This window comes from Streptomyces sp. 1114.5, from assembly GCF_003635085.1.
Classification (GTDB): domain Bacteria; phylum Actinomycetota; class Actinomycetes; order Streptomycetales; family Streptomycetaceae; genus Kitasatospora.
In genome coordinates, this window is sequence record NZ_RBXE01000003.1 from 110,475 (window position 1) to 125,378 (window position 14,904).

A 14,904-nucleotide genomic window follows, 5' to 3' on the forward strand; every position below is an offset into this window, starting at 1 on the left:
CGAAAGTGTAGTCATTGCACTTATTTAGCGAGTGTGCTTTCTTGGAGATGCCGGGCCGCCCGGCGACCCACCCACCCTCGGAAGGACACACCCATGCCCTCTGCCCGCGACCCTCGCATCGCGATCGTCGGCGCCGGCCTCGGCGGCTTGACCTGCGCCCGGGTCCTGCAGCAACACGGCCGCGCCGTCACGGTGTTCGAACGCGAAGCCGACGCCGACGCCCGCCCGCAGGGCGGCTCCCTCGACATGCACGCCGACACCGGCCAGGCCGCCTTGCGGTCGGCGGGACTGCTCGACCGGTTCCATGCCCTCGCCCGCCCCGAGGGCGACGAGTGGCGGGTGCTCGACCCTGCCACCGGTGCCCTCCTCACGCAGCGAGGGCCGACCGCTGGCGGGGGCCGCCCGGAGATCGACCGCGGCCAACTGCGCGGCCTGCTGCTGGACTCGCTCACCCCGGGCACGGTGCGGTGGGACCGTGCCGTCACCGGGGTCACCCCGCTGGCGGGCGGCACCTGCCGGCTGGTCCTGGGTGACGGTACGGCCGAGGAGTTCGACCTGGTGGTCGGTGCCGACGGTGCCTGGTCACGGGTCCGCCCGGCCCTGTCGCCCGCCGTACCCCACTACACCGGTGTCACCTTCGTCGAGACCGGCTTCGACCAGTGCGATACCCGCCACCCCGAACTCGCCCGGCTGGTCGGCAACGGATCGCTGCTGGCGAAGGGCGTCGGCCGGACCATGGTCGCCCAGCGCAACAGCAACGGTCACATCCGCGGCTACCTCGCGCTGCGCGAGCCGCAGGACTGGCACGCGGCCGCCGGACTCGACCTCGACGACCAAGGGGCCCTGCAGGAGCACCTGTTGGAGATGTTCGACGGCTGGGACGAGGGCCTGCTGCGGATCCTGCGCGACAGCGACCACGGCTTCGTCAACCGGCCCCTGCACGTGCTGCCCGCCCCGCACACCTGGGCGCACGTGCCCGGCGTGACGCTGCTCGGCGATGCCGCGCACCTGATGCCGCCGGTCGGGCTGGGCGCCAACCTCGCCATGCTCGACGGCGCCGACCTCGCCCACGCCCTCGTCACCGAATCCGGCGTCGGCAACGCCGTCCGCGCCTACGAGCGCGTCATGCTGCCGCGCTCGACCGAGGCCGCGACGGGCAGCGCACAGGGCCTCGACCACCTGGTTCCCGCAGCCTGCTGAGCACTCACTCCTTGCGTCGCGGGCCATGAGGGCATCACCCCGTGGATGCGGGAGATGGTGAACACCCGCTCGTCGTTGCGCAGGTGGCACCAGGCGTGGAGGAAGGGGGCATCCAGTTCGAGCCGGCTGAGCGTGCGGACGGTCGTGTTGCCCGAGGTGGCCACGTACTCGATCGTGACGGCCTGACCGCTGTTGACGGCATGGGTCAACTGGCGGACATCGGAGAAGGAGAGGTTGCGCGCGTACCCGGCGATGATCTCCTCGGTGTCGCTGTCGTAGGGGCGGCCGTCGTACGGGTCGGGCTCCGGAAGCTCCGGTGGGGCGCCCAGCAGACGGGTGGCGAGGGCAGGCAGGTCGACGGCGGCCCTGACGGCTTCGGTGCGGTCACCCGTCCGCTGCGGGCGGAACGTGCCACCGGGCAGGCGCGGGGGCGGGACCGGGCTCGCCGCGCGGGGGCGTTGGGCCCGCTCCATCCGGACGGACCCGTCGGGTTTCTCGGCGACGGGCGCGTAGCCCGCGTCGCGCAATGCCACGAGCGTCTTGTCCGGCGGGGTTCGGCTGATAAGCACCGTTGGTGCCAGCTGCCGCAGCCCGAGCCGGGAGAGCTTGCGGTGCGCGGCGAGTTCGGCCAGGAGGGCCGGCTCCTCTCCGTGGATCACACAGGCCGCGGAGACGACGCGCACCCGGCCGTGGCTGCGCGAGGTGTCGTGGATCAGGTAGGAGAGCGGCTGGGGTAGCGGTTCGACGGCGACGTCGGACAGATCGGCCGTCAGGGTGTCCGGGGTCAGGCCCGCGTCGAGGGCACGGCGGACGCTGGCCGGGGTGAACCGCCAGACGGACGCCGTACCGGAGGTCTCCCGGTCCGCCGCGGAGTCCAGCAGCGTGACCAGGGCTGCCGACGGCGTCCCGGTGACCACGGCCGTGAGATCGCTGCCGAAGCGGGCGGTCCCGCTGGCGGCGGGCAGCAGTCGCCGGCAGGCGTCGGTCAGGGCTCCGGAGTCGCCCGAGACCAGGGCGGCCCCGATCGGGGACACGGCCCCGAGAGCGAGTACGCCGAGCAGTTCCGCCTCCCGGATCAAGGTGGCGAACGGCGTGACGTCCTGGGCGAGTTCGTCGGCGAGCGGGCGGAGCCACACCAGCAGCGCCCCCAGGTCCGCGGAGTTCGCCGCGCCTTCGCCGGCCGGGAGCTGCGAGGCGGCCGCGAGCAGCCCGTGCCGGGCCTGCAGGCAGCCTCCGCAGGGCGGTGCTCCGGCGAGCACCGGCAGAGCCTTTCCGTCCTCGTCACGGCTCCCGCCGGGGGTCAGCGGGAGCACCCACCATGCCTGGAGCAGCACGGCGAGTTGGTCGGCCGGTTCCTGCTCGGCCCAGGTGTCGTAGACGGCGGTCGCCGCGACCCGGTCGCCGTCCCGGGCCAGTAGCCCGGCCGCGCTCGCAGTCTCCAGCACGAGGCGTACCAGGATCTCGTCGCACTGCGCCGCCTTGCCGATCCGGGACAGTTCGCGGGCACCGACCCCGCCGGCCTTCAGCCGAGCCAGAGGAGCGGCGGCGCACACCCCCAGGACGGACACGGCATGGGCGGCGAACGCCATCGAGGCGGCCGTGGCTTCCCGTGCGACGTCGGAGACGGTGACGGGCGCCGACCGGACATCGGGCGGGACGGGAGTGAACGGGGCGTGCCAGTCGAAGCCACGCAGTGCGAGTGCCACCTCCGCAGGCATGCGGGCCGACCCCGACCAGAGGCGGTCCCGGACCAGCAGCCCCCGTTCCAGCGCCCATTGTTCGCCGGGCTCGGAGCCGGCTTGCGGAGCCCCGAGCATGATGAAGCCCGGTCGCTCCGGAGTCTCGTGCGCCCGCCGCTCAAGGAGCTTCCGGGTCGCTGCGGGCGCTTTGGCCACCAGCGCGGCGACCCGAGCCGGATCGCTGTGATGCTCGACCAACGCCGCCAGCCGCATCTCCTTCCTGTTCGCGGCCGGTTTGACGTCGAGTTTCGTAAGTACGCGCCCCAGCTCGGCGGAGTTCGAGCTCGCGAGCAGGTGCACGAGCGGCGCGTCGAGCCCCAGGGGCGAACTCCAGGCGTTCCGCAGCGGCGCCGCCACGTGCAGCAGCCCGTCGCCCACCGGCCACACCAGGGCGCGATCGGCCAGCGTCTTCAGGACGGCATCCAGGGCGTGGGCGCGGACACCGCTGGTCGCGTCCAGGATGTCCGCCAAACCGTCCCGCGACACGGCCGCCAGCGCGGCGACGGCCTCCCCCACCTGCAGGCACGGCAGCGCGAGCCGGGGCAGGGCCAGCGCCACCGAAGCCGGGCGCTGGAGCCGGTCCGCCAGTTCCCCGACCGAGCGCGGCTCCGGAGCCGCCACCGCGTCCGGTCGCGCCGCCAGGACCCGCTCCAACCCGGCCACGTCCAGGCCGCCCAGCCAGGTGACCAATGCCGATCCGCTCTTCCTGCTGATGGGGCACCTCACCACGTAGGAGGACATCCATGCCCTGCCGCAGTCGGCCGGGAGCACAAGGATGGCGTACCAACGGGGGCAGGCGCGACGAAGGCCCGGGCCGCGTGACGCAGTCCGGGCCTTCAACTGCTCTACCGGGCAATGGCGGAGGACACGAGAACCCAACTCATGAGGGGTTGCCCCCAACACGCTTTGAGACCAGAACTGAGACCAGTGCGAGTCCTGTCGAAACGACGACGGCGGGTTCGCCGCCGATCAGGCTCCCAGGCTCTTGCGGCGGGCTCGCATGTAGGTTCCGGAGGTGGAACTCCCTCCCCAGCCGCCCGTGGTGGCGATGTCCCACCCCCGCTGCTTGCGCGTCTGGCCGGCGAAGGTGCCGAGGTCCTGGATGGAGCAGCCGCAGTCCAAGTGGACCCGGATCGTGATGTACGAGCCAAGCGGCTTCGTCTCGCTCGGGTCCAGCGTCCAGCGAACGGTGTGCTCGTGATCGGCGAGCCCCGTGCGCTTCTCGTCGTTGACGAGCCCGTGGGCACGGGCGTACTCGTCCAGATCGTCGATGACGAACAGGTGACTGCTCCACTCGCCCGGCCAGACCGCGTAGAGGGTGGACTTCCCCCTCCGTGCCCGCTCGTAGGTTCCGGAGTCGGTGCCGTGAGAGACCGTGCCGTCTTCGGATATCTCGATGTAGCAGGTGGTCCGGCTGGTGTAAGGGAAGTCTGTGCCAGCGGCAGCGGCACTTCTCGGCTGCATCGGTGTTTTCTCCTGTGGGCCGGTTGGAGCAGAAGGCTGGGCGCCGTAGATCGTCAGCCTCATAGGCTCACCAACCAATGCGAGCTGCGCTGAGGTTACGGCCCATTCCCCTGTCGCTTCTACCGGCCCCTCTCGTGGAGCAGGTGGATCGGCCGTCCCCCACAAGCTCAGGCCAGTGTCTTCGCTGCGGCTGCTGGGCTCTCTCTCCTCGCCCGCCGTAGCGCCCTGGAACCACATCAGGCACTCCCCGCTCTTCCGGCCGGCTGCGGGGAGAGGGGCCTGCGGTTCCGTTCCTGGACCTCCTGCGCCCGTGGGTGCCCTTGGTGAGCGAGGCCCTCAACCACCTTGGTCACCGCAGTCTCCACGGCTTCGTGCTCCCATACCCTCAGCGGAAGCCAGCCCAGCCGGACGAGGTACGCGTCGGTGTCCTCGTCTCGGCGGACGTTGTGCTGGAGCTTGTTCCACCACCACTCGGCATTGTGCTTCGGTGCGTGCAGGTGCTGGGGACAGGCGTGCCAGAAGCAGCCCTGGACGAAGACCGCAGTGCTCCAGCGCGTGAACGTGAGGTCCGCGCGGCGTCGTCTCAATCCCGGCAGTGGGAGGTTCACTCGGTACCGGAACCCCAGCGAGTGCAGCGCGCACCGCAGTGCGAGTTCGGGGCGGGTGTTGACACTGCGCTGTGCGATCATCACGCGACGGGCGGCGGCATCGCGGGGCGGCGGCACGTCGGGGCGGTTGGCTCTATCTCCCATGCGCTGAACAACCGGTGCTCAGCGTCCTGGTCACTCCCAGTTGGCGTTCTCCACGGGCTGGCCGTCCAGGAAAACCGTGTGGGACCCGCCAGATCTGCGGCATACAATCCCTTGCCATGGCCGTGTATGACAACCGGAGACGGACGGATCCTGCGCCGAAGCGCGAAACGGAGTCGAGTGCCGAGTTCTTCAACAGGATTGCCGGTCCATTTTGGGATCAAATTCGCGACGTGGTCAACGAGTGGTGGGCGCACTTTCCCGACCATGTGCGGCCCGGCCTGCTGAGTCGACTGGTGGACCGAAACTCGGATTCCAATGTACATTCCGCGCTCTGGGAGCTGTATCTGCATGAGATGCTGATCGGATCCGGTTGCACTGTGCAGATCGAGCAACAGGTAGGCGCACGGGGGAAATATCCCGACTTCTTGGTAACGCGCGGTGAGGTGCAGTTCGTGCTTGAGGCGATCTGGACGGCTCAGCGAGCGGGAGGTGGGGGGCCCGGCCTAATGCCGCCTCAGTTGGTCGATGCCATCGATCGCGTCCCCAGCCCGAACTTCTTCGTCGCCTACCAGCTCATCGCGGCAGGGCCAGCCACACCTCCGCAGAGGAGGCTGAAGGCGGAGCTCGCGAAGTGGCTCGGTGGGTTGGACCCGGACCGGGTCGTCGCTGCGCAGGAGCCAGGGGTTCCACTGCCCCGGCACGTATGGCAAGAGGCCGGTTGGCGCGTCACGTTCGATGCGATTCCTCGCAGTCCTGATCGACGAGGTGATCCAACAGCCAGGGCCATCGGCGTTCACACCTCGGTGTGGCTCGACGAGGATTTGAACCTGGTGCTGGAGGCGGTCAGGAGGAAGGGCGGAAAATATGGGGAAATGAACCTTCCGTTCATCGTCGCGGTCGGAAATGAGGCCGTCTTCCCGGAAGATTCAGAAACCGAGGCTGCGTTGTACGGAACCTTGAATGGAAGGGTTCCCGGTCGCGCTTCAGGAGGCTATTGGAACGTTAGGGAAGGGCACCCTCATAGTCGCGTCAGCGGCGTTCTCGTAGTCGATAACCCGGGGCCTTGGAATTGGGCCAGAAGGACCCCTGTCCTTTGGCGAAGCCCCCACCAGGAATCGATGCTGGCACCTGTCCTTCCGATTTGGGAGGCTGCATCGCTGGTCGGGACGGAGGTCGCCCGCGTGCCTGCGGAGCATCCCGTCAACTCGGCTCTCGGGCTACCCGACCACTGGCCGGTCGGGGCGCCGTTCCCGCGCAGTTAGCCGACTTTCCACGACTGACGAGGCGGTGCATGCGGCGCGGGGCGATTCCGTCAGGACGAGAGTCCGGCGTCCAGGTATGCCTGCACGGGTTCGAACGGGCCGTAGGCAACGAACCGGGGGATCCCGTCGTGCGTCACCCACGCGAGTTCCGCCAGTTCTTCGGTGTCGACCACGGTCGCAGTGCCGCTCACCACTTCGCGGGCGGTGTGCGACATCTGTCGGCCGGTCTTCGGGTACACACCCTCGCCCAAAGCCGTACGGCTTTCGCTACCAGGCCAACCTCCTCGGCGATCTCGCGGACGGCAGCTGCTTCGGGCGTCTCACCTGCCTCAACTCGCGACCTGGCGGACCAGGTGACCTGGAGATCTGGTCTGTCTGTTGCGTTCGGCTACGAGGCACTGCAACCAAAAGTGCAATCACAAGGCAAACGAAGGCCCGGACGGATAAGCGGTCCGGGCCTTCGTTTGCCTGGTTGGGCAACGGCGGAGGACACGAGATTCGAACTCGTGAGGGGTTGCCCCCAACACGCTTTCCAAGCCTGCGCGTACCACCTCGCCCCGTCGGGCCGCGGCTCGACGGGGCGAGGTGGTCAGGCGCCCGGGAGGGTCGGGGTCACCCGGTGTTGGTCGGGGTCATCCGGTGTGGGCGGCGCGGACCAGGTCGGGCAGGAGCTTCGCCGCGTCGGGGGTGCCGAGACCGGTGATCGGGTCCCAGCCGGCGGTGGCGGGGTAGCCGGGTACCGCCGGGTCGGCGGTGTTGTTGCCGAGCGTGACGTCGTGGAAGTCGGCCGCGTACTTCGCCGGGTCGGTGCCCAGCTTGTACAGGGCCGGGTTGATCTGGCCGAGGCCGCCGCCGTTGATCTGGTCCGCGATCGAGACCAGGCCGGCCCACTGCGGGCAGGACAGCGAGGTGCCGCCGATGTCGTACCAGCCCGCGCTGCACGGAGTGCCACCGCAGTTGAGGCCGGCGGAGCCGTCCGGAGGCAGGGAGAGGTAGACCAGCGCGCCGGTGGCGGAGGCGGCCTGCAGGGACACGTCCGGCACGCCGCGCTTGGCGCCGATCGGGGTGGAGCCGGCGGGCAGCGCCGACTGGTAGGCGGGCTTGTCGAAGACCTGGCTGAAGCCGCCGCCCGCGAAGGTCCAACCGACCTCGGCCGCACCGGGGTTGGCCTGACACTTGGACGGGTTGTCGGTGCTGTCCGCGGTCCGGCTGCCGGTCGCGGTGGGGTCGGTGCACAGGTACGTGCCGCCGACGCCGGTCACCAGCGGGTCGGAGGCCGGCCACTCGACCGCCGGGTCCGGGAGGGTGGTACCGCCCTGCTTCACCGGCGTCTTCTTCGAGCCGGTCGAGCCGTCGTCGCCGGAGGAGCCGAGCACCGTGACGCCGTTCAGCGCCGCCGACTTGAAGGCGTGCCGCAGGGGCTCGATCGACTGGGCGCTGCCGAACGCGCCCTCGGCGGAGGCGAAGGACTGCGAGATGACGTTCGCCAGGTGGTGGTCGACCACGTACTGCTCGGCGTCCATCATGACGGGGAAGCCCTGGACGCCGAGCGTCTCCGCGGTGGGAGTGGCGACCAGCAGGATGTTGGCGCCGGGCGCGATCGCGTGCGCGGTCTCGACGTCGAGCGCGACCTCCAGCGCCCAGGCGGCCTTGTCCTCCTGGCCGGTGCCATGGCTGGTGGACGGCGGCGCGGTGGTGCCCGGCGCGCCCTGGACGTGCAGGGTGCTGAAGGTCGGCATGCCCGGCTGGCAGGTCACGCCCTCCTCGCCGCACATCGCCTGGATGCCGAAGGCCTGGTCGAAGACGTGCAGGTCGTGCGCCATGGTGTCGCTGCCGTACGAGTCGACGATGGCGATCGTCTGTCCGCGGCCGTCATGGCCGTCGGCGTACAGCGGGCCGAGGTTGTAGGCGGCCCGGATCGCCTGCGGGGTGAAGCAGCGGCGTCCCGCCGTCGCGCACTGTGCCTGGGTGGGGGGCGTCGTGCCGGTCGACACCTGGGTGTAGTCGGCCACCGCGGGGTGCACCACCGGGTATCCGGCGGCCACGGCACTGCCGACGGTGGGGACGGCGAACGCGCCGGAGGCCGCGAGGGCCAGGGTGCTCACGCCGGTCAGGAGCATCCGGCGTATGGATGGTGCCTTCAAATCGTCCTCCATGAGGGTTGGTTGGGGGACATCGGCCGGTAGCCCGGGTCGGATCGGACGACACCGGGCACGTGGGGCCACCGGGACACGCGGTCACGGACGGGCGCGAGTGTAGGGGCGCGAGCAGCCCGCCCTCAATGGCCCGTCGGGCAAAAGTTCCCCCACCCGTCCCCTTCCCTCCCCCGCGCGATCCGGCGCCCGTTCCGGCGCTCGGTCCGGCGCTGTCGACCGTGCCGACCGTGGAGGTCAAGGCCAGGCAAAGTGCGGGAATTGTGCGGGGATCCTCCGTTGTGCCGATCCGCGGATCGAGGGGGTTCGTCGCCTGACTATTCTTCGGTGATCACCGTTCAGGTGGTCATTCGCATTCGCCAGCCACGGGGGTCACCGCTCATGTCCGCACCGCCGCCCTACCCGCACCAGCCCTACGGTCAGCCGCCGGCCCCGCAGCCCTACGCCGGCCAGCCACCCGCGCCCGGGCCGCGCCCGCCGGCCGGGCCGTCGGGACCGCGGCGGCGCAGTCCGCTGCACTCGCTGCTGTCCGTCGGCATCGTGCTGGCGGTCTTCGGTGGCGGCGCCTGGTACGTGTGGGACTACAACACCAGCCCCACCGGCGGCAAGGCCAAGGCGGAGGCGACGCGGTCCGCGCAGGCCGCGGAGGCCAAGACGCACGACCCGAACATCGGTGACTGCGTCAAGATCGCCGACCCGGAGGGGGATCCGCAGCCGACCATCGTGGACTGCACCTCCCCCGAGGCCCAGTACAAGACGGCGGACCGGCTGATCGGCGCGGACAAGCACTGCGGCAAGGAGTTCGACTACGGCATCCGGTACTCCTCCCGCCGCAGCACCGACTTCACGCTCTGCTTCACCAAGGTCCGCCGCTGAGCCTGCTCCTGAGGGTCGACCGGGTGGCGTACCCGGCCGCCGGCGGGTGCCGACGGCCGGGAGCAGGGGCCGTGGGGTCAGCCCGCGGAGTCACGCGGGTCGATGCGGTAGGCGAAGGGCAGGGTTCCCGGGTCCAGGGCGGTGGCGCCGCCGTCGACGGTGAGGGTCGCGCCGTTGACGAAGGAGGCGGCCGGGGACAGCAGCCAGGCGATGGCCTCGGCGACCTCGCGCGGGTCGGCGGGGCGGCCCGCCGGGATCAGCCGGGTGGCTTCGGCGTAAGCCGCGTCCGTACCGCTGCCCGTGCCGCCGTCGCGGCCACCGTCGCCGTCGCCGTCGCCGTCGCCGCCGCCCAGCTGCGCCTCCTCGGCGAAGCGGGCCATCCGGCGGTCGGCCATCTCGGTGCGCACCCAGCTGGGGCACACCGTGTTGGCCCGCAGCCCGCTCGCGCCGTAGTCGACCGCGAGTGAGCTGCACAGCTGCAGCAGGGCCGCCTTGGACGCGGCGTAGGCGGCGTTGCGCATGCCGTTGCGCAACGCCGAGACGGAGGCGACGGCGACGACGGCTCCGCGGGCCCGCAGCAGGTGCGGCAGGGCCGCTCGCATCGTGAGGAACGGGCCGGTGAGATTGGTGCGCAGCACCAGGTCCCAGTCCTCGTCGGAGGTCTCGCCGACGCCGCCGCCGCGGCCGACCCCCGCGTTGACCACCAGTCCGTCGATGCGCCCGTAGCGGGCGACGGTGCTCTGCACGAGGTCGCGTACGGCGTCGGGGTCGGTCGTGTCGGCCGGGTGCGCCACTGCGCCGGTCTGCCGGGCGATGCGCTCCAGCGGCTCGCTCCGCCGCCCGGAGACGACGACCTGGTGGCCGCTCTCCCGCAACAACCCGGCGGTGGCCGCGCCGATGCCCGTGCCACCCCCGGTCACGATCACAACTCGCTGCCCCGTCATGCGACTTCCCCTCCGATCGACCACCAACTGTCCGTGCTGCCCCAGCTGTACCACAGGCGGTACGACGGCGGGCGAGCGGCCCGTGCGGGTGATCGTGAAATCGGCCTGCCAGCGGGCTACTGCGGACGGTGGCCGGTGAGCTGTTCCCACCTGTCGAATGCCGCGTCCAGTTCCTGACGGGCACGAGGGATGCGCTTGTCCGACTTCTGACCGGCCTCCACCTCGGCCATCCGGTCCCGTGCCCGGTCCTGGCCGGCCGTGTCGGCTTCCGCCGCACGCAGCTCGGCCTCGGCCTGCGGCACGCGCGCCTGCCGCTCGGCCCTGGCGATCTTCTCGTCGGCGGAGGCGTTGAACACCTCGACGACGAACCTGCGCACCTCGGCCTCCGGCACCTCCTCCAGGGAGACGGACACCATCTCCCGGCGGCCGTCCGGAAGCGCCACATACACGTGACCGATTCCGTCCGAGTACTCGTCACGGACCGAGACCTCGGGCAGCGGGCACTCGATCTCGCGGCCGTCCACCTCCACCACCAGCACGTGCTCGTACAGCCACAGCACACGTCCGACCGACGACCGAAGCATGCCCCGTCCGGGTGACCGGAGCCGGGCCAGGTGCGTCTCGGCCTGGGCGATACGGCTCCGGCGGGCGCGCTCGGCGGCGTCGACTCCTGCGCGGGCCGCAGCGAGGGCGCGTTCCGCTTCGCGGCGCAGCTCCCGCAGTCTGCCTCGGGCCGCGTCCAGGTCGCGCCGCTGCCCGGCGTACTCCGTGCTCAGGGCGTAGCGCCAGCCGCCGGGGTAGCGCTGCCGCAGCCAGAGCGCCACGCCGCCGACCACCAACACGGCCAGCACCATCCAGCCCACGGACGCCATCAGCCCGCCCCCTTGCTCCAGTGGCCGGCCGTTCGGCCGGTCCCGGACCGGATCGTACGAACCGTCGCCGGCCCGCACACGAGAATCCGCGAATCAGGCCCAGGACCAGCGCGGATACCCGCACAGTCGTACGAACGCGCCACTCGGATTCGGCGAGCCGTCGTGGTGGAGACGGCAGGGATGGTGTCAGTGGTGCCCGTGGTGCCTGTGGTGCCCGTGGTGCCCGTGGTGTCAGTCGAGGTCCGGCGGCCCGCCGGGTGGTCGGCAAACCGGCCGCCTGTGCCCACCCGCCCCGGCGCGGGTGGGCACTGGCGGGGCCCTGGGGCCCGGCGGGGCCGGGGGGGTGTGGCCGGTCAGGCGGTGCCGAGGGGGTTCAGGAGGGCGAAGTGCCAGTGGCCGTCGGTGTTCTGGCGGGCGATGTTGGCGGTGGTGCCGGTCGGGGCGATCCGGTCGCCGGACGGGGTGTCGATCTCCAGGGTCCAGTCGGTGACCAGCAGTGCGGTGCCCGCGCCGACGAGGGTGTGCCGCTGGACGTTCGTCAGCCTGCCGCGCGCGGCGACGGTGCCGCCGATCTCCGCGCGCAGCGCCTCGGTGCCGGTGATGTGCTCGCCGGTCACCGTGCGCATGGCCGCGCCCGGCGCGAACAGGGCCAGGACGGCGTCGACGTCGCCGGCGTTCAGGGCCTCCTCGAAAGCCTTGGGCAGCTGCACGGGGTCGGTGATGACGGGGGACGACATGGTGGAAGGTCCTCGCTTCTCGATGGGGTCGGCGGCCCTCGGCTGCCGTGCCTCCACGATCCCGCCCAGGCTGCCCGGGCGGCGAGGTAGGGTCGGGACTCACCATGGTCGAAAATGGACAGCGCGACGTCGTCGACATCGCCTACGACAACCCGGACCGACGGCACACCGGCATCGAGGTCCTGAGCTTCGATGCGCTGAAGGCGCGTCTGAAAAGCTCGGTGGCCCGGCGGCCCAGCCGTCTCGACTTCCACCAGCTCGTGCTCGTGCGCGACGGCGAGGGCACGGCGATGGTCGATTTCGTCCGGTACCCGTGCGCCCGCGGCACGCTGCTGCACCTGCGCCCGGGCCAGGTGCAGCGCCTGCCGTCCGACGCGAGCGGCCGACCGGCGGACCTCGACGCCTCGCTGCTCCTGTTCACACCGGACTTCCCGCCGCCCCTGCCCGCGGCCCACCGGGTGCTCGACGGCTTCGGGCCCGTCGCGTGGCAGCTGCCGCCCACCGACTTCGGCGCGTTCGACCGGGCCACGGCCGAGCTGGAAGCGGAGTACGCCGCGCTACAGGCCGCGCAGGCCACGGAGGCCGCTCAGGCCACGGAGGTCGCTCAGGCCACGGAGGCCGCGGAGGCCGCCACCGACCTGACGGGTGCTCTCCTGCGCCAGCTCCTCGGCGCGTTCCTCATCCGCATCGCACGGATCCCGGGCCCGGACCCGGCCGCAGGCCCGGCAGCCGGCCCCGACGTCCATCTCGCCTTCCGGCGCGAGCTGGAACGATCCTTCGCCGCCACCCGCTCCGTCGAGGACTACGCCGCCCGTCTCGGCTACTCCCCCCGCACCCTCACCCGCGCCTGTCTGGCCGCCACCGGCCGCACCGCCAAGCAGCTCGCCGACGGCCGCGTGGCCCTCCAGGCGCAGCGCCTCCTCGCCCACACCGATCTGCCGGTCGCCGCGATCGGCCGCACCCTCGGCTTCAGCGAGCCGACCAACTTCGGCAAGTTCTTCCTCCGCGAAACCGGCCTCACCCCGGGCGACTTCCGCCGCGCCCAGCGCTGACTGCGCGCCTCGCGCGTCCCGACACGCGGGAATGCCACCCCTATGCGGGGCGCCGGCGTGCGAGGTGGACGGTGATGTCGGCGGCGATCTCGACCGTCCCCGGCAGGACGCGGGTGATCGCTTCGAACGCCTGCAGGCGTGTCGGTAGGGGCAGTTGGAGGTACGCGGAGATGGTCGACAGGTGGCCGACGTAGTCGGGGGCGCTCATCGTCAGGCGCCGCTCGATGACGTGCTGCCGGACGTCGTGGAACAGCGGGGACCGTTGCAGTTCCGTACCCGGCCACTGCATCTGCTCGTCCGGTGCCGTCCCGTCGGGGGACGGGATCTCGTCGCTGTCCAGGAACGGCGCCCGCGCGGCGCGTACGGACTCCTCGACGGCCGGGTCTGCGAGCTGCACCGGGCCGCCGAACGAGGCGAACACGCCCTCCGGCTCCAGCAGCGCTGCCACCTTCGACCACCGGCCCTCGGGGCGTGTCCAGTGCAGGGCCGCCGCCGCGTAGACCAATCCGTGGGTTCCGCCCGGCCGCAGGTCCTCGAAGGAGGCCCGCACGGGCGTCACGTTCGCGGGCACGGCCCGGTTCAGCTCGGCGAGCATGGCGGCGTCGGGCTCCGTCGCCGTGACCGCGACCCCGTGCCCGGCGAACAGGCGGGTCGCCTTGCCCGTCCCCGCGCCGATCTCCAGGGCCGTCCGAACCGGCCGACCCGCGTACGTCATCACCACCTCGAAGAGCTCCTCGGGATACCCCGGCCGGAACCTTTCGTAGGCTTCCGCGACCGCGCCGAAGCTCAGAGCACGAGCAGACATGCCGAGCATCCTGGCACGAACGGACGGACGGCGCGGGGCCTTTTTTCGGCAGCCCGAAGGGGCGGCGACCTTGGCTTCACCGTTCCTCGGGGCGGCGGTGGTTCCGCGCTTCGTCTCCGGGCATGGATGAGTGGGTGCCCGGCATCGGGCCGTGACGGGAATCGGATCCGGATCCGCTTCGGCAAAGGCAAAGGCAGAGGCCGAGGCCGAGGCCGGGACGACGGGAGGGGAGCGGTGATCGTGGGGGAACTGGACGGCAGGACGGCGCTGGTGACCGGCGGCTCGCGCGGGATCGGGCGGGCGATCGCGCTGCGGCTGGCCGCCGACGGGGTGCTGGTCGCGGTGCACTACGGCAGCAACGAGGGATCGGCCGCGGAGACCGTGGAGCTGATCGCGAAGGCTGGCGGCCGGGCGTTCGCGGTGCGGGCGCGGTTCGGCGAGAACGGCGCGCTGGACGAGTTGTCGGAGGGGCTGACGGCCGGGCTGGCCGAACACGGCGAGGACGGCCTGGACGTCCTGGTCAACAACGCCGGCATCCACCTGACCGGTTCGATCGGGCAGATCACCGAGGAGGAGTTCGACCGGGTGATGGCGATCAACGTGCGCACGCCCGTCTTCGTGATCCAGCGGGTGCTGCCGTTGCTGCGCGACGGCGGGCGGATCGTGAACGTGGCCTCGGCGGCGACCCGGATCGGCTCGCCCCTCCAGGTCGGCTACACCGTGAGCAAGGCCGCGCTGGCGGCTCTCGCCGCACCGCTCGCCAACGACCTCGGCCGGCGCGGGATCACCGTGAACACCGTCAACCCGGGCGTGGTCCTCACCGACATGACGTCCTCGTGGACGAGCGCCCCCGCGGCGATGGCCGGGCTGGAGTCGATCACAGCTCTGGGCCGGATCGGCCGGACCGAGGACGTCGCGGACGTCGTGGGCTTCCTGGCGGGACCGCAGGGCCGCTGGGTGACCGGCCAGACCATCGACGCCTCCGGCGGCACGTACCTCGGGCCGATCCCGCCGGCGTGACGGCGTGACGGCGTGACGGCATGACGGC

Annotated in this window: 13 protein-coding genes, 1 tRNA gene and 1 pseudogene; 5 read left to right on the forward strand and 10 right to left on the reverse strand. The window is 71.5% G+C overall.

Annotated elements, in window-relative coordinates; all coding sequences use genetic code 11:
- The first annotated feature begins 93 nt into the window (after positions 1-93).
- Positions 94-1,200, forward strand: coding sequence for an NAD(P)/FAD-dependent oxidoreductase (locus BX285_RS31900; RefSeq protein WP_121179170.1), 1,107 nt, complete (start codon positions 94-96; stop codon positions 1,198-1,200).
- Here the strand turns inward: BX285_RS31900 and BX285_RS31905 are convergent.
- The 3 genes from BX285_RS31905 to BX285_RS39625 form a co-directional block, all read right to left on the reverse strand.
- A complete protein-coding gene (locus tag BX285_RS31905) occupies positions 1,113-3,629 on the reverse strand; it encodes a helicase C-terminal domain-containing protein (protein ID WP_310794270.1) in 2,517 nt (838 codons plus the stop codon). The genes BX285_RS31900 and BX285_RS31905 overlap by 88 nt on opposite strands.
- A gap of 279 nt (positions 3,630-3,908) precedes the next feature.
- A complete protein-coding gene (locus BX285_RS31910) occupies positions 3,909-4,466 on the reverse strand; it encodes a hypothetical protein (RefSeq protein ID WP_259470914.1) in 558 nt (185 codons plus the stop codon).
- Between the two features lie 173 nt (positions 4,467-4,639).
- Entirely contained in the window at positions 4,640-5,155 is a 516-nt protein-coding gene (locus BX285_RS39625; RefSeq protein WP_121179173.1) for a very short patch repair endonuclease, read from the reverse strand.
- 116 nt (positions 5,156-5,271) lie between these two features.
- On the opposite strand from BX285_RS39625, the gene BX285_RS31920 reads away from it, so the two are divergent.
- Positions 5,272-6,417, forward strand: a complete 1,146-nt coding sequence (locus tag BX285_RS31920; RefSeq protein ID WP_259470915.1) for a hypothetical protein — start codon at positions 5,272-5,274, stop codon at positions 6,415-6,417.
- 50 nt (positions 6,418-6,467) lie between these two features.
- Here BX285_RS31920 and BX285_RS31925 read toward each other — a convergent pair.
- The 3 genes and pseudogenes from BX285_RS31925 to BX285_RS31930 all read right to left on the reverse strand — a co-directional run.
- Positions 6,468-6,751 (reverse strand): annotated as a pseudogene (locus BX285_RS31925) (NUDIX hydrolase); the annotation flags it as partial.
- 146 nt (positions 6,752-6,897) lie between these two features.
- Positions 6,898-6,979: transfer RNA gene (locus tag BX285_RS37595), tRNA-Ser, on the reverse strand.
- Positions 6,980-7,049: 70 nt separating this feature from the next.
- Positions 7,050-8,537 (reverse strand): S53 family peptidase, encoded by a 1,488-nt coding sequence (locus tag BX285_RS31930; RefSeq protein ID WP_121179175.1) that lies wholly within the window; start codon positions 8,535-8,537, stop codon positions 7,050-7,052.
- A gap of 414 nt (positions 8,538-8,951) precedes the next feature.
- On the opposite strand from BX285_RS31930, the gene BX285_RS31935 reads away from it, so the two are divergent.
- Positions 8,952-9,446, forward strand: a complete 495-nt coding sequence (locus BX285_RS31935; protein WP_097240766.1) for a hypothetical protein — start codon at positions 8,952-8,954, stop codon at positions 9,444-9,446.
- A gap of 77 nt (positions 9,447-9,523) precedes the next feature.
- On the opposite strand, the gene BX285_RS31940 is transcribed toward BX285_RS31935, so the two are convergent.
- The 3 genes from BX285_RS31940 to BX285_RS31950 all read right to left on the reverse strand — a co-directional run bounded on the left by BX285_RS31940 (position 9,524) and on the right by BX285_RS31950 (position 11,999).
- Positions 9,524-10,390 (reverse strand): SDR family NAD(P)-dependent oxidoreductase, encoded by an 867-nt coding sequence (locus BX285_RS31940; protein WP_121179176.1) that lies wholly within the window; start codon positions 10,388-10,390, stop codon positions 9,524-9,526.
- A gap of 116 nt (positions 10,391-10,506) precedes the next feature.
- Positions 10,507-11,262 (reverse strand): hypothetical protein, encoded by a 756-nt coding sequence (locus BX285_RS31945; protein WP_147465265.1) that lies wholly within the window; start codon positions 11,260-11,262, stop codon positions 10,507-10,509.
- Between the two features lie 353 nt (positions 11,263-11,615).
- Positions 11,616-11,999: a nuclear transport factor 2 family protein gene (locus BX285_RS31950; protein WP_097240763.1), complete on the reverse strand. Its 384-nt coding sequence runs from the start codon at positions 11,997-11,999 to the stop codon at positions 11,616-11,618.
- A 104-nt stretch (positions 12,000-12,103) separates the two neighbouring features.
- Between BX285_RS31950 and BX285_RS31955 the strand changes: the two genes are divergently transcribed.
- Positions 12,104-13,051, forward strand: coding sequence for a helix-turn-helix transcriptional regulator (locus tag BX285_RS31955; protein ID WP_121179178.1), 948 nt, complete (start codon positions 12,104-12,106; stop codon positions 13,049-13,051).
- A 40-nt stretch (positions 13,052-13,091) separates the two neighbouring features.
- Here the strand turns inward: BX285_RS31955 and BX285_RS31960 are convergent, their stop codons facing one another.
- The gene (locus BX285_RS31960; RefSeq protein WP_121179179.1) at positions 13,092-13,856 is read right to left on the reverse strand and encodes a trans-aconitate 2-methyltransferase; all 765 of its coding nucleotides are present in this window, start codon (positions 13,854-13,856) and stop codon (positions 13,092-13,094) included.
- A gap of 240 nt (positions 13,857-14,096) precedes the next feature.
- Between BX285_RS31960 and BX285_RS31965 the strand changes: the two genes are divergently transcribed.
- A complete protein-coding gene (locus BX285_RS31965) occupies positions 14,097-14,876 on the forward strand; it encodes an SDR family NAD(P)-dependent oxidoreductase (RefSeq protein ID WP_121179541.1) in 780 nt (259 codons plus the stop codon).
- The last annotated feature ends 28 nt before the right edge of the window (positions 14,877-14,904 follow it).